Source organism: Ekhidna sp. ABH4_415, from assembly GCF_056161305.1.
In genome coordinates this window covers 108685-121716 of the sequence record NZ_JBSWYW010000007.1, presented here as the reverse complement: position 1 = coordinate 121716, position 13032 = coordinate 108685, and the positions used below count along the sequence as shown (strand labels likewise).

At 40.1% G+C, this 13032-nt stretch carries 12 protein-coding genes and 1 tRNA gene; 5 read left to right on the top strand and 8 right to left on the bottom strand.

Annotated elements, in window-relative coordinates; all coding sequences use genetic code 11:
- Positions 1-163 precede the first annotated feature (163 nt).
- Entirely contained in the window at positions 164-1168 is a 1005-nt protein-coding gene (gene gap, locus ACXAH9_RS13495; RefSeq protein WP_474895380.1) for a type I glyceraldehyde-3-phosphate dehydrogenase, read from the top strand.
- Positions 1169-1237: 69 nt separating this feature from the next.
- Here gap and ACXAH9_RS13490 read toward each other — a convergent pair whose 3' ends face one another.
- The 3 genes from ACXAH9_RS13490 to ACXAH9_RS13480 are packed head-to-tail and all read right to left on the bottom strand — an operon-like array spanning position 1238 to position 3494.
- Entirely contained in the window at positions 1238-1948 is a 711-nt protein-coding gene (locus tag ACXAH9_RS13490; RefSeq protein WP_474895379.1) for a YebC/PmpR family DNA-binding transcriptional regulator, read from the bottom strand.
- Positions 1949-2003: 55 nt separating this feature from the next.
- Positions 2004-2819: a DMT family transporter gene (locus ACXAH9_RS13485; protein WP_474895583.1), complete on the bottom strand. Its 816-nt coding sequence runs from the start codon at positions 2817-2819 to the stop codon at positions 2004-2006.
- 27 nt (positions 2820-2846) lie between these two features.
- Positions 2847-3494: an ABC transporter ATP-binding protein gene (locus ACXAH9_RS13480; protein ID WP_474895378.1), complete on the bottom strand. Its 648-nt coding sequence runs from the start codon at positions 3492-3494 to the stop codon at positions 2847-2849.
- 196 nt (positions 3495-3690) lie between these two features.
- On the opposite strand from ACXAH9_RS13480, the gene sucC reads away from it, so the two are divergent.
- Positions 3691-4902 (top strand): ADP-forming succinate--CoA ligase subunit beta, encoded by a 1212-nt coding sequence (sucC, locus tag ACXAH9_RS13475; protein ID WP_474895377.1) that lies wholly within the window; start codon positions 3691-3693, stop codon positions 4900-4902.
- 544 nt (positions 4903-5446) lie between these two features.
- A tRNA-Arg gene (locus tag ACXAH9_RS13470) sits at positions 5447-5520 on the top strand.
- A gap of 245 nt (positions 5521-5765) precedes the next feature.
- On the opposite strand, the gene ACXAH9_RS13465 is transcribed toward ACXAH9_RS13470, so the two are convergent.
- Complete coding sequence (locus ACXAH9_RS13465; RefSeq protein WP_474895376.1) at positions 5766-6137, bottom strand: hypothetical protein; 372 nt, start codon at positions 6135-6137, stop codon at positions 5766-5768.
- Between the two features lie 71 nt (positions 6138-6208).
- On the opposite strand from ACXAH9_RS13465, the gene ACXAH9_RS13460 reads away from it, so the two are divergent.
- Entirely contained in the window at positions 6209-6367 is a 159-nt protein-coding gene (locus ACXAH9_RS13460; RefSeq protein ID WP_474895375.1) for a hypothetical protein, read from the top strand.
- Here the strand turns inward: ACXAH9_RS13460 and ACXAH9_RS13455 are convergent.
- Positions 6364-7200, bottom strand: a complete 837-nt coding sequence (locus ACXAH9_RS13455; protein WP_474895374.1) for an ion transporter — start codon at positions 7198-7200, stop codon at positions 6364-6366. The two genes, ACXAH9_RS13460 and ACXAH9_RS13455, sit on opposite strands and share 4 nt — an antisense overlap.
- Positions 7201-7318: 118 nt before the next feature.
- On the opposite strand from ACXAH9_RS13455, the gene ACXAH9_RS13450 reads away from it, so the two are divergent.
- Entirely contained in the window at positions 7319-8458 is a 1140-nt protein-coding gene (locus tag ACXAH9_RS13450) for a fasciclin domain-containing protein (protein ID WP_474895373.1), read from the top strand.
- Positions 8459-8525: 67 nt separating this feature from the next.
- On the opposite strand, the gene ACXAH9_RS13445 is transcribed toward ACXAH9_RS13450, so the two are convergent.
- The 3 genes from ACXAH9_RS13445 to gldC form a co-directional block, all read right to left on the bottom strand.
- Positions 8526-9476 carry an alpha/beta hydrolase gene (locus ACXAH9_RS13445; RefSeq protein WP_474895372.1) on the bottom strand — a complete coding sequence of 317 codons (951 nt, stop codon included), beginning with the start codon at positions 9474-9476 and terminating at the stop codon, positions 8526-8528.
- A gap of 75 nt (positions 9477-9551) precedes the next feature.
- Positions 9552-12509, bottom strand: a complete 2958-nt coding sequence (locus tag ACXAH9_RS13440) for a TonB-dependent receptor (protein ID WP_474895371.1) — start codon at positions 12507-12509, stop codon at positions 9552-9554.
- 154 nt (positions 12510-12663) lie between these two features.
- Positions 12664-12993 carry a gliding motility protein GldC gene (gldC, locus tag ACXAH9_RS13435; RefSeq protein ID WP_349563091.1) on the bottom strand — a complete coding sequence of 110 codons (330 nt, stop codon included), beginning with the start codon at positions 12991-12993 and terminating at the stop codon, positions 12664-12666.
- Between the last annotated feature and the right edge of the window lie 39 nt (positions 12994-13032).

Genomic DNA, 13032 nt, shown 5'->3' with positions numbered 1-13032 from the left:
AGGTTTTTAATCAAACGCATGATAATCATTGAAAGTACAGCATGAAAAGAATTTGATATGAAAGGTTTCTATTGATACCTAAAAGGGCATAGTGAATAAAATTGATTACCTCAAAAAGTAGGTTTACTTTTGCACCTTCAAAAAATTCAAATCAAAACAAATTATGGCTACAAAAATCGGTATTAATGGATTCGGACGAATCGGGCGTCTGGTATTTCGAGTAGCAGTGGAGAACCCAGGCTTGCAAGTTGTCGGAATCAATGACCTACTTGATGTGGATTACATCGCCTATATGTTAAAATATGATTCCACTCATGGAAGATTTAAGGGTACTGTAGAAGTTAAAGACGGAAACCTAATCGTTAATGGACAAACTATCAGAGTGACTGCAGAGAAGAATCCAGCAGACCTTAAATGGGGAGATGTAAATGCAGAATATGTGGTAGAGTCAACCGGTTTATTCCTAACAAAAGAAAAAGCACAAGGACATATTGATGCAGGAGCGAAAAAAGTAGTGATGTCTGCACCGTCTAAAGACGATACTCCAATGTTCGTAATGGGTGTTAATCAAGACAAGTATTCACCTGACATGCAGTTTGTATCAAATGCGTCTTGTACGACTAACTGTCTTGCACCAATCGCAAAAGTTTTACATGACAACTTCGGAATCAAAGATGGCTTGATGACTACTGTTCATGCTGCAACAGCAACTCAGAAGACTGTAGACGGTCCATCCATGAAGGATTGGAGAGGCGGTAGAGGCGCTTATCAAAACATCATCCCATCTTCTACAGGAGCTGCCAAAGCAGTAGGAAAAGTCATTCCAGAATTGAATGGAAAGCTTACAGGAATGTCATTCAGAGTGCCTACAGCCGATGTTTCTGTTGTTGACCTGACCGTAAATCTTGAAAAACCAGCTTCTTACGATCAAATCAAAGCTGCTATGAAAGCTGCTTCTGAGGGTGATATGAAAGGAATTCTTGGTTACACGGAAGATGCCGTTGTATCTACTGATTTCCTCGGGGATCCTAGAACATCGATTTTTGATGCTGATGCTGGCATTGCACTGACTGATTCTTTTGTGAAAGTAGTAAGCTGGTATGATAATGAGTGGGGCTACTCTACCAAAGTAGTTGAGCTTATAGAATACATGGCAAGCAAAGGGTAATAAATAGAAAATTCATAATAAAAAAAGGGACTCAGATGAGTCCCTTTTTTATTTCATTTCTTATTACCACTATGCAATATTCGTGTACACAGCCTGCACGTCATCGTCATCTTCGATCTTATCAAGCATCTTCTCAATCTCGTCTAATTGATCTTCTGTAAAGTCTACCGGATTATTTGAAATTCGTTTAAGCGTTGCTTTCTTCACATCGATTTCAAGGTCTTCAAGTACCTTATTCATCTCTCCGAACTGTGTATAGTCTGCATACGCATAGAACGTGCCTTCGTTCTCTTCCAGTTCTTCCAGGCCACCATCTATGAGCGATAGCTCCAACTCCTCACGATCCATTCCCTCCTTTTTCTCAAACTCAAACACTGCCTTTCTGTCAAACATAAACTCAAGCGAACCAGACGGTACGAATCCTCCTCCAGCTTTATTGAAATACGACTTCACATTTGCTACTGTACGTGTGGTGTTATCCGTAGCTGCTTCTACAAACACAAGCACTCCATGAGGTCCTTTGCCTTCGTAGGTAACCTCATGAATTTCATCGATATCTTTACCTGAAGCACGCTTGATAGCATTCTCGATGTTATCCTTTGGCATGTTCTCTGCCTTAGCATTTTGAATCGCCGTTCGCAGCTTGGCGTTCATTTCTGGATCAGCTCCCCCCTCTTTCACAGCAACAGTGATTGCCTTTGCCAGCTTAGGGAACACTTTGCTCATCTTGTCCCATCGCTTTTCTTTCGCTGCTCTTCGGTATTCAAACGCTCTTCCCATGATGTATTCTTTTGGTTTTTAGAAGATGCAAATTAAGCAGAAGGTCGAAATAAAATCAAGGATGTTTTTTCTTCCATACGACATTCAAAATGACACCTGTAAGTACCAAAGCCATTCCTCCGTAAGTGACCAAATTGTAAGTCTCATCGAAAATGATAAAACCAAATGCCAATGAATAGATGATTCCAATGTAGGTAAGGATGGATACCTTGTTTAGCTCTTCTTTCTGGTAGGCTTTCGTCATCAGGAATTGAGCGATCTGCGTAGTGATACCCACAAGAATCAATACCAACCAATCATAGCCAATTGGCCGAACCCAAACAAACGAAGACCAGACGGCCGAAATCGGCAACATGATTAATGGAAAGTAGAAAATAATCACCAATGGATGTTCACTGGTTTTTAGCTTTCGTATGAAATTGTATGCCAGTCCCATGAATAAAGAAGCACTGATCCCCATCACCAGGTGGATAAACGATATCCTGGGATCAAAACCCTGAATAATCAGAATACCGGCAAAACTTAAGGCAAAAAATAACCATTGAATATTCCTTACTTTTTCCCCCACAATAAAGATTCCTAGTACAGCTGTGAAAATGGGCGCCAGGTATTGAAGTGTGGAAGCTGTGGCTAATGGAATTTGTTGAAGCAGGCTGAAGTAGATGACTAGCGCAATGGCGCCTGATACACCCCTGCCAATCAGGTAAGTTTTGTTGTTACCCCAGATATTTACCCGTTGCTTGCTAAGAAATAAAACACTGATTGCCAGGGAAATAACCGACCTGAATAAGATAATTTCGATGGCCGGAATATGAGGCACCAGCTTTACACACACTTTCATTATGGTGAAAGTGAATGATGCAAAAAGCATGTATCTTACTCCCTGACTCAATACTTATCAAGAAGTTATAATTCCGTCCTTAATTTCAAGCTTACGATCTGCCATTCCAGCGAGCTCCATGTTGTGAGTCACTATGACAAAAGTTTGTCCCATTTTGTTTCTCAAATCAAAAAAAAGTTTGTGCAGATCATCCGCACTTTGGGAATCCAGGTTTCCACTAGGCTCATCAGCAAATACAATAGAGGGATCATTGATAAGTGCTCGGGCTACAGAAACCCGTTGCTGTTCGCCACCGGAAAGCTCAGATGGTTTGTGGTCCTTCCTCTTTATTAGATTCAATACTTTAAGCAGCTCTTCCGCCCGCTTTTCCGCTTGCCTTTCTCCTTTGATATAGGCGGGAATACAGATATTTTCCAGTGCGGTAAATTCCGGAAACAAATTATGAAACTGAAAAATGAATCCGATTTCTTCGTTGCGAAATTTGGACATCTCTTTTTGCGAAAGAGACGAGATTTCAATTCCATTCAAACTCACATTCCCCTTATCCGGTGTGTCAAGGGTTCCCAGGATATGCAGGAGCGTACTTTTACCAGCACCAGAGGCTCCAACAATGCTCACCACCTCCTCATTGTCAATTGACAGGTTAACTCCCTTAAGGACATCCAATCCATTATATGATTTGTGGATATTATCGGCTTTGAGCATGGCGGCAAAGATATGCTTATCATCCAGAAATCCGCTATCAGCACGATTTCAACTTGGTTATACGTTCGTGATGATTTAGCTTCGCAGAAAATTTAGTTCCCATGAATGAGCATGATGCTCAACCCAAACATTGAGCATTTTTAGGTGCGCAAGTTTGAAGTTGTAGCAAACCGCTGATTGAAGAAACATTGAACAAATGAATATTCACGAATACCAAGCCAAAGAAATCTTAAAGTCATACGGCGTAACCATCCAGGAAGGTGTGGTTGCTGACACACCTGATAAAGCGGTAGAAGCCGCTAAAGAACTGAACAGAGAAACAGGTACCGAATGGTATGTGATCAAAGCACAAATCCATGCAGGTGGACGAGGGAAAGGGAAAGTCAACGAGACTGGATCCAATGGTGTGGTATTGGCAAAAAGCCTGGATGAAGTGGCACCAAAAGCCAAGGATATCTTAGGAGGAACATTGGTAACTCACCAGACCGGTGCTGAAGGAAAAAAAGTAAACAAGGTGTTGATCGCTCAGGATGTATACTATCCTGGGGAGTCTGATCCTAAAGAATATTACCTGTCCATTCTATTGGACAGAGCTACTGGTAAAAACGTGATCATGGCCTCTACTGAAGGAGGTATGGACATTGAGACAGTAGCAGAAGAAACACCTGACAAAATTGTAAAAGAATGGATCGACCCTGCTGTTGGACTTCAGGGATTCCAGGCTAGAAAAGTTGCATTTGCGCTTGGTCTGGAAGGTGAAGCATTCAAAGGCATGGTTAAATTCATCTTTGCGCTTTACAAGGCATATGAAGGAACGGATGCTTCTCAATTTGAAATCAACCCGGTACTAAAGACTTCAGATAATAAAATCCTTGCTGTAGATGCGAAGGTGAACATTGACGATAATGCGTTATACCGTCACAAAGACATTGCAGAACTTAGAGACCTGACTGAGGAAGATCCTTTAGAGGTTGAAGCGGGGAAATCAGGCCTGAACTATGTGAAGCTAGACGGAAACGTAGGATGTATGGTAAATGGAGCTGGGCTTGCGATGGCTACCATGGACATCATTAAACTATCGGGTGGTGAGCCTGCCAACTTTTTGGACGTAGGCGGAGGAGCAAATGCCCAAACAGTTGAGGCTGGTTTCAGAATCATCCTTAAAGATCCAAATGTAAAAGCGATTCTAATTAATATCTTCGGAGGAATTGTTCGATGCGATAGAGTAGCGAATGGTGTGGTGGAAGCTTACAAAAACATTGGAGACATCAATGTGCCAATTATTGTGAGACTGCAAGGAACCAATGCTGAAGAAGGTGCTAAAATCATTGAAGAATCAGGATTGAAAGTGACTTCAGCTATTGTGTTGAAAGACGCTGCTGATAAAGTGAAAGAGGTACTTTCTTAAACAGTATTAAGAATTGAGAATAGAAAGCCTTGATGTAATTACATCAAGGCTTTTTTTGTTTTAAGCCTTTCTCATCGAAATAATTGTTCTATTCAAAGAAACGATTGGGGGTTTCTAAGTCGTTGGTGGACATACCTATGACATCAAAATAAATTCTATTATGAGTTACGTTAGATTCTTTTTATCTGTTTTAACGGTGATTGTTTTGCTTGTCATGCTAAGCTAATTAGACTATAAAAAACCTGAAAATACAATCACCACTGAATAAAAAGCCCCCCTGTCGATTTTGTCAGGGGGGCTTTTTTTTTTGGTTTTCATTTTTTTAAGGAGACTCTCATGACTCGACCTCTATTCGTCGGTCTCCCTAGGGAATACGGAATGTAGAAAAAGATGAAAACACATCACAATCTTATCCCCTTGCGAACGAGGAACGAGTGAGACTTGGGAATCTTAATTGCAGTCAATCACGAATAGCTTTTGACTTACTTATTAAATTTAAATGGTTCCTTCTATATTTGCGACCCTGAAAGCAAGTAGGTTTTATGCACTCGTAGTTCAACTGGATAGAATACCAGATTTCGGCTCTGGGGGTTGAGGGTTCGAATCCTTCCGAGTGCACTTTTAAGCATCTATCAACTGGTAGATGCTTTTTTTTATTTGTGACTAATTTCAATAAACGCACAGGAAGGATGAGAGCCTCGGTTCGAAACCCATAGGTTTCACGAGGGACCGAGCGTATGTTTTTGCGAATGAGTAATCCTTGCGAGTGCACTTAAAACAAAGAGCCCTCAGACATAGAGTCTGGGGGCTCTCCTTTTATAAAAGGATTAGATTGTCAAAAATCCATCTTTTCTTTACTCCTATTAAAACGAAATCTTATCCACAGATCCCAGGCTCATAGATTCACTTTTCCCATCGGCGGTCATCCCCTCCACTTTGACCATATCTATCTCTACTTCCAATTTGGTGTTGTTGCTTCGTACCAATATCACACGATAGGTAGGAACACCTTTTTTCTTTCTTACCGTTTCCTTAAAGCTTATGCGTTTAATATCGCCAATCTTAATGGTTCCTGGCTTTCCGCGATACGAATAGTTAATTATGTCTTTCGTTCCAGTATTTTGTTTTTGGTAAAATATGGCCTGACTCAAAACGATCTGGTCACCATTATTTTTTACGACAGTGACAGGCGACTGGATAAATGAAAATAGTATAGCTATTAAAAGTAGTTTCATAGATTAATACAATTTTTCATACGTAAGTTACCAAAAGTATTCGGTCAGTTGATTATATCAATGCTATATTTATGCCAAAAAAAATAATGGAAGAAAAAGAGACGAATTTTTCGGATTGGGCTAGCTCATTGACTGTTTCGGACGTATCCAACGTGATGTTGATTGTGATTTTTTCCATTGTGATCATTTGGTTAGTTATTCGAACGTTTAGAAACAAGCCATCTGCCTAAAGTTTCGCTGAGCAGTTCTTACAAAAGATTGCATCGTTATCATGTCCTTTCTTACCACATGCGATACATGATCGTTTACCTGATTCTTCTGACTTCTTATTCTTTTCTGCTTGTGCAATTTCGGTTGTAACAATTCCTGTAGGAACAGCTATGATCGCATACCCCATTAGCATTAAAATAGAAGCGAACGCCTGTCCTGTTACTGTTTGAGGAGCAATATCTCCGTAACCAACTGTAGTTATGGTAACAATGGCCCAATAAATACTCCTTGGAATGCTTGTGAATCCACTTTCGCCCCCCTCTATCATGTACATAAGCGTTCCCATGATCATTGCCAATGTGAAAACAGCTCCCAGAAAAACAAAAATTTTGTAGCGACTCGCAGCAAGTGCATTGGACAAAACAGAAGCTTCCCTTAGATACCTTCCCAGCTTTAGAATTCTGAAAATACGTAACAGACGAAGCGACCTGATAACAACAAGGTAACTACCTCCTGCCATAAATAGGGTGATATAAGTAGGTAGAGTTGCCAGTAAGTCAACAATCCCAAAAAAGCTAAATGCATACTTCTTGGGTTTGGCGGTAATAAACAAGCGCAGTAAGTATTCTATGGAGAAAAGTACGGTGAAAAACCACTCCAGGATTACAAATACAGTATCATAAGATTCTCGTATTTCCTTCACGCTTTCAAGCATCACACTGATTACACTCAATACAATGGCCCATAAGAGTACAATATCGAATAGTTTACCTGATCGGGTTTCTGTGCCGAATACCACCACAAAGAGTTTTTGCCTTATATGTGGAAAATGTTTGAATTGAGGTTGTGACATAATTTTAAAATTAAGTCAACGTTTCGAGGTTAAAAAGTGTCTTATATGCAAACAATGCTCTGCATGCAGAGTTTATTTTATTATTTTTATATTCGTACGTTAACTTAAACCAAATACAATGAAAAAATCTATTTTGAAGTATTTAAAAGCCTTTACCCTTGTGGGTATTATGGCGTCCTTTATAGCAATCACAAGCTGTGGAAGTGATGATGGAGGAGAACCAGCAGCAACAGAAACTGTTTGGGAGTTAGTGGAAAACACCGAGAACCTATCCCTTCTTAAAGCTGAGCTCTCTGTTTTTTCCAGCTTAGTTGCTACACTCGATAATCCAGATGCTGACCTAACTGTATTTGCTCCAACTGATGCAGCTCTTACAATTCTTTTAGGAACCTTAGGCCTAGAAGACTTTACAACAGTTAACCCTGACATTGCCGAGGCTGTACTTGCGTATCATGTTGTTGCAACCTCAAGAATTGCTGCCGGAGATGTAGTAGAAGGTGAAACATTTACTACAGCCCAAGGTGAAGTGATTACTGTAGGAGCTGGTGGCGTTTTGGAATCTGGAGCCACAACTGCTGCAAGTATTTCAACTGCTGACATTCAGGCAACAAATGGAGTTGTACACTTAATCGACGTTGTTCTTGTGCCTCCAACTATTGGTGCTCAGATCGTTGCTACACTTGGTACTGTAGCTCAGCCGGTTCTATTAGGGGCAGATTTTACGACACTAGCTGCTGCTATTGCTAAAGCAGATTCTGACAATGTCACTGGCGGTGCTGATGAGGGTGAAGAGACACTACTTAGCTTGCTTTCAGATCGTACACTAGTTGGAGAAACTCTAATCACTGTTTTTGCACCTACAAACGCAACATTTGAGGCTGCAGATCCTGTAATTACTGTAGATACCTATGACGCAGCAACTTGGGAAGCAATCATTAAGCATCACATCGTACAAGGACAAGGTGATGATACAGATGACAACACGTTGACATTGGATCCAGGAGATCTAGTGACTTGTGCATCGTTCACAACCTTATTAGGCCTTCAATTGGAATTCTTCAATAATACAGATGTAGCTCCAGCTGATAATGGCGTAGGAATCTTCATTGATTCTAATGGTGATGTTGATTGTACGCTTTCTGATCAAGGCGCATCACTTACTAATCTAGATGCTGAGGTTGTACTTGCTGATGCCGATGGTGGATCAGCGAACGGACGAGTACACGTAATTGCAGGTGTACTAGCACCGCCTCAATAAATAATTACAATATCAATTAATAAAAAAGGCCTGCACATGCAGGCCTTTTTTATTGAACTCATTGCTTTTAATTGTTACCTATAATTATCGAGTTTATAAACTCTGCAGACAAATCAATTATTTCCTGATCGCCATCTGTTCCTAAATAACTGACATGCCCATCACTTCCTGATATAAGAACCAGTTCACCTGCAATATTTGCTGCAGCAAGCGCATCCTGAATAGCACAAGCCCCATAAGCTAATATTGGAAAAGGGACAACATTCGTATCCTCATATCTGCAAGGCACAACAGGATCATTTTCATCATGTACCATGAAAATGGGAGGATCATTACTGTCAATCCATTTATCCCTAAATAAAGATCCTGAAAAACTTATTATTCCCTGGACTTCAGATGAAACATTTATGTCATTCGAATCCCCTTCAAACCCACCATGGTTATCAAGGTGCTCCTGAAGGTATTCTGGGGTTGCAGGATCACTCTCATCATAAAAGCCCACATTCATTGCCATTACTGCACCGGCTGATACTCCTCCAATAATGATCATGTTGGGATCTATGTTAAAAGTATTCGCGTTTAAAGCATCATTTCGCATATATCGAATAGCGGCTCTCATATCTGCCAATGTCAGTACCACTCCTTCACTATAGGCTACTGAGTCACTAATAGTCTGATCATTGATCAACCGGTAACTCATACTTGCCACAACGTATCCTTTTTTCGCGTAAGCTGTACATAGATCTCGGATTTGCGTCTTAGTTCCAGTTACAAATGCTCCTCCGTGTGCAAGTAATAATAATGGTCTATTTGATTTAGTGTCACCAGATGGTTCGTAAACATCTAAATACAAATCTTGAGATGTGCCAACTAATGCAGCGTTGGCGCCATATTTAATATCCAGTGTAGTGTTTACCTCGGAATATAAATCATCAACGTACCTTGTTCCAGAAGGCCCATCATCATCACTACAACCAAAAAATCCCAAGATTGGGATTAACCATATTAACTTTTTCATATAATAAATATTAAGGCTATAAATAAAAAAAGCCGCCATTTGGGGCAAATGGCGGCCCTATAAAAGATATTTTTTTTAGTTCATCAATTCATCAAAGGTTACTGATACATAATAGATAGATCCGATATTTGGACCGCCTAAACTTTGATTATATGGATTTCCAGCTATGTTGGTTCCTCCAAGACGAACGACCGATTTAAGATCAGGAAGCTTGTAAGAAACCTGCGCGTCGAGCGTTCCATAAGAAGGAACATCTCCAATAGCAAAAGAAGATTCCCATCGGAAAGCATCTTGCCATCTATAAGTCACATTAAACCCAAGTCTATCAGTTACTTTTCTATTACCAAACTTCACATTGTATTTGTGCTCAGGTGTATTAAACTCTGTCAGATTATTTTCAGTAAAACCACCTTCTAATCGATTCCAGTTATAATTCACACCAACAGTATACCCTCGAGGTAAATTGTAAGTTAATCCCAAAGCTGCTCCTTGTGAAGTCACTTCATCGTCCAGATTCGAATAAATCTGTGCTGTATTTCCTGTAAACGAGCCATCACTTTCTCTAGTTAATGCGCTACCGTTCAGAATAGTCAGATAGTTTGGAGTCCCCTCGAGAGACGGGTCAGGAGCAGTCGCACTGGTGTACTCTTCAGCAAGAACAATGCGTACCTGCGTGATGAAGTTGGTATAAATATTTCGGTAATAAACAGCATCAACCAATAATTTGTTATTAATCAAGCTTTTGTAGCCAATCTCCATTGACTTTACCTCCTCCGGTACAACTGGACGAATATCTGCGGTTGTAAAAGTTTCCAACTCAGCTGCTGCTGCTGCGATATCGCCAGTAGCAAAAATCACATTTCGGAAATCATTAACAGATCCGCCAGTAAAGGCTAACGGAACCCCTGTAGAGCTTACACGATCAAGGTCGTATCGATCATAGTTTTCTTGCAGTCCTCCTAATAGACGCGTTGAAATCGTATTCAAATCTATGTATTGTCCCTGTGTGGTGGGGTTTCTAAATCCGGTCTGAAATGAAGCCCTGATATTGTGATCATTTGCAACAGTATATACGGCAGAGATTCGAGGGTTAACTTGACCATCGAAGTTCTGATTCTTATCGAATCGAACCGATCCACTCAGTTTAAGATTATCCGTAACTCTTCTTGCAACCTGTGCAAAAGCACCATATTCGTTGATTTGTATCCCTCCATCCTGATCAGGGAAAATTGTTCCATCCGATCTCAAATCGAATATTCGGTAGCTTGCACCTACTTGAAGTTCTACTGCATCAATTTGATTTTTAAAATCATACTGAGCATCTGCCTGGTACATTTTTGTTGCATCACTGAATTTCGGTCCAAAAGGGATGGTCCCGTCCAATTCTTCATTTTTTATTCGCTCAAATGCAGCAGCTTGTTCTACGGGATCTAAAGGGAAGTAATTATTATCATTTTGACCTCTTGCATATTGGTGTGCCGCCTGATCTACAAGTAATGCAGCTGAAGGATCTGACTGCCTAAGAGCCGCGATATCTCCCGGGTCATAACCTTGCTGATTTAGATATTCTAAGTAGTTAACGCCGTATGTAGCTAACCAGGTTGAGACTCCTCCACCACTACGATTGTCGTTCATTTTAAGTGCTAAAAACTCAGTGATGTAAGAATCTCCTGAATTTTCAAACGTACCATATGCCCTTACGAAAAAGTTATCTGCTCTTAATTGTACTCGATGCTGTTGAATATTGAAATTAGACAGTGAATAACGTTGAGCTCCTGTATAGATACTTGTACCAAAACCTCCATTATACATATAACTTGCCTCCAGATCGTCATTCAAGCGATAAAACAAGCCTGCATTTAACTTCATATTTTCAGCACCATAATCTGCTAAATATTTCTCTTCCCAAGGAGTCACTGAAACAACATGATTTGGTAAGTCTCCAGCTTGTGCATACGAGTTTGCACTCAAGCCGGGTCCAAAATTTCTTGAACTTGCTAGTGCACTGAATGTCGAGCTAAAAGGAAAAATGGCTAAGTTGATAGCAGCCTCATCTCCATGTGAGTGAAGTAAATCAGCCCCAGGATTTTCGCCTCCTATACTTGCAAATGGATTATTCTCAGCATTACGATCAAATGTGGAGGTACCGTGCCAATCATCTGCATACGAATAGGTGGCATTCACTTTAAATGCAAACTTGTTGTTATATGCTTTAGCATACCTTAAAGAAAATGTATTCATTAATGCCGGGTCCTGATCCGCATCAGGCCCCACATGGTTAACGCCTGTTTTTACAAAAGCACTTAATCCCTGATACTCAAATGGGTTCTTACTATTGATTAATAAAACTCCATTAAAGGCGTTAGGTCCATAAAGCGCTGAACTAGCACCTGGTATTAACTCAACACTTTCAACATCTAATTCAGAAGGTCCATTTAAGTTTCCAATTGGAAAGTTCAAGGCAGGTGCCTGGGTATCCATCCCATCTATGTATTGAACAAACCGTGTATTTCCCGTAGAACCAAACCCACGAGCATTGATGATCTGAAAATTGATGCTACTTGAAGCAACATCAACACCCTTCAGGTTTGCAATTCCATCGTAATAACTAGCTGCTGTGGAATTTTGCACAGCCAGAATATCCATTTTTTCAATACTTACCGGTGACTGTAGAATATTTTCCTCCACTCTAGACGCAGATACCACCACTTCCTGACCAAGTAGAGTTGATTCTGCCATCTGCACACTAATATTTTGACCTGAGGAGGTAACTTCAATTTCCTGGCGCTCATATCCTACATAGGTAATTACCAGCGTAATTGGTGGTGAGGATTGTATAGATAAGGAAAACTCTCCATTTACATCTGAAATGGTTCCAAGTACAGTTCCTTTTACAAGAATTTGCGTTCCAATGAGTGGCTCGCCTGTTTCTGCATCAGTGATCGTTCCTGACACAGTTGTCTGCGCATATGAATAACTAAATAAAAGAGTTAGGAATGCGCTTAAAATCCACTTAGTAATGTTTCGGTTCATATGGGTTGATGTTTAGCAAAATAACATTTGGCATTTAAGGAAATAATTTACCATAAATATCTACTTATAGCCAAATAGATTCATCTCTAATTTACATTTTATTATGCATGCATAATATTAATGATTTTTAGGGAATTAAGAGGGTCTCAAGGTTTTATCCTTCATTTTTTACGTGTTCCACCAGCCTGTCACATAATGCAGAGATCTCCTGATTCATGTATTCATCACCGGTGGCATTCAAAACGCTCTGTGCCAACCCTCCTAAACAATCAATATAGAAATGCTTCATTTCATCCATAGGCATATCTTTCGACCATAGATCGATACGCATGGTATTCTTGTTTTCATGATCCCAAAGAGACAGGCTGATCGATTTGGTCTCCGAAGGACCTGGTTGATCTTTTTCGTCTGCGTCCCACATGATCTTTTCAGGGATATTTTCCTTATCTAACTCTACTACAAACTTGATTTCTGATTTTCTCATTGAAATATTGGTATTTATATATTCGGTATTTTTTTTGAA

What these genes read in the sequence shown, in the direction of transcription:
- gap (WP_474895380.1), top strand. Translation starts at nt 164, where the DNA reads ATGGCTACAAAAATCGGTATTAATGGATTCGGACGAATCGGGCGTCTG.
- ACXAH9_RS13490 (WP_474895379.1), bottom strand. Translation starts at nt 1,948, where the DNA reads ATGGGAAGAGCGTTTGAATACCGAAGAGCAGCGAAAGAAAAGCGATGG.
- ACXAH9_RS13485 (WP_474895583.1), bottom strand. Translation starts at nt 2,819, where the DNA reads ATGCTTTTTGCATCATTCACTTTCACCATAATGAAAGTGTGTGTAAAG.
- ACXAH9_RS13480 (WP_474895378.1), bottom strand. Translation starts at nt 3,494, where the DNA reads ATGCTCAAAGCCGATAATATCCACAAATCATATAATGGATTGGATGTC.
- sucC (WP_474895377.1), top strand. Translation starts at nt 3,691, where the DNA reads ATGAATATTCACGAATACCAAGCCAAAGAAATCTTAAAGTCATACGGC.
- ACXAH9_RS13465 (WP_474895376.1), bottom strand. Translation starts at nt 6,137, where the DNA reads ATGAAACTACTTTTAATAGCTATACTATTTTCATTTATCCAGTCGCCT.
- ACXAH9_RS13460 (WP_474895375.1), top strand. Translation starts at nt 6,209, where the DNA reads ATGCCAAAAAAAATAATGGAAGAAAAAGAGACGAATTTTTCGGATTGG.
- ACXAH9_RS13455 (WP_474895374.1), bottom strand. Translation starts at nt 7,200, where the DNA reads ATGTCACAACCTCAATTCAAACATTTTCCACATATAAGGCAAAAACTC.
- ACXAH9_RS13450 (WP_474895373.1), top strand. Translation starts at nt 7,319, where the DNA reads ATGAAAAAATCTATTTTGAAGTATTTAAAAGCCTTTACCCTTGTGGGT.
- ACXAH9_RS13445 (WP_474895372.1), bottom strand. Translation starts at nt 9,476, where the DNA reads ATGAAAAAGTTAATATGGTTAATCCCAATCTTGGGATTTTTTGGTTGT.
- ACXAH9_RS13440 (WP_474895371.1), bottom strand. Translation starts at nt 12,509, where the DNA reads ATGAACCGAAACATTACTAAGTGGATTTTAAGCGCATTCCTAACTCTT.
- gldC (WP_349563091.1), bottom strand. Translation starts at nt 12,993, where the DNA reads ATGAGAAAATCAGAAATCAAGTTTGTAGTAGAGTTAGATAAGGAAAAT.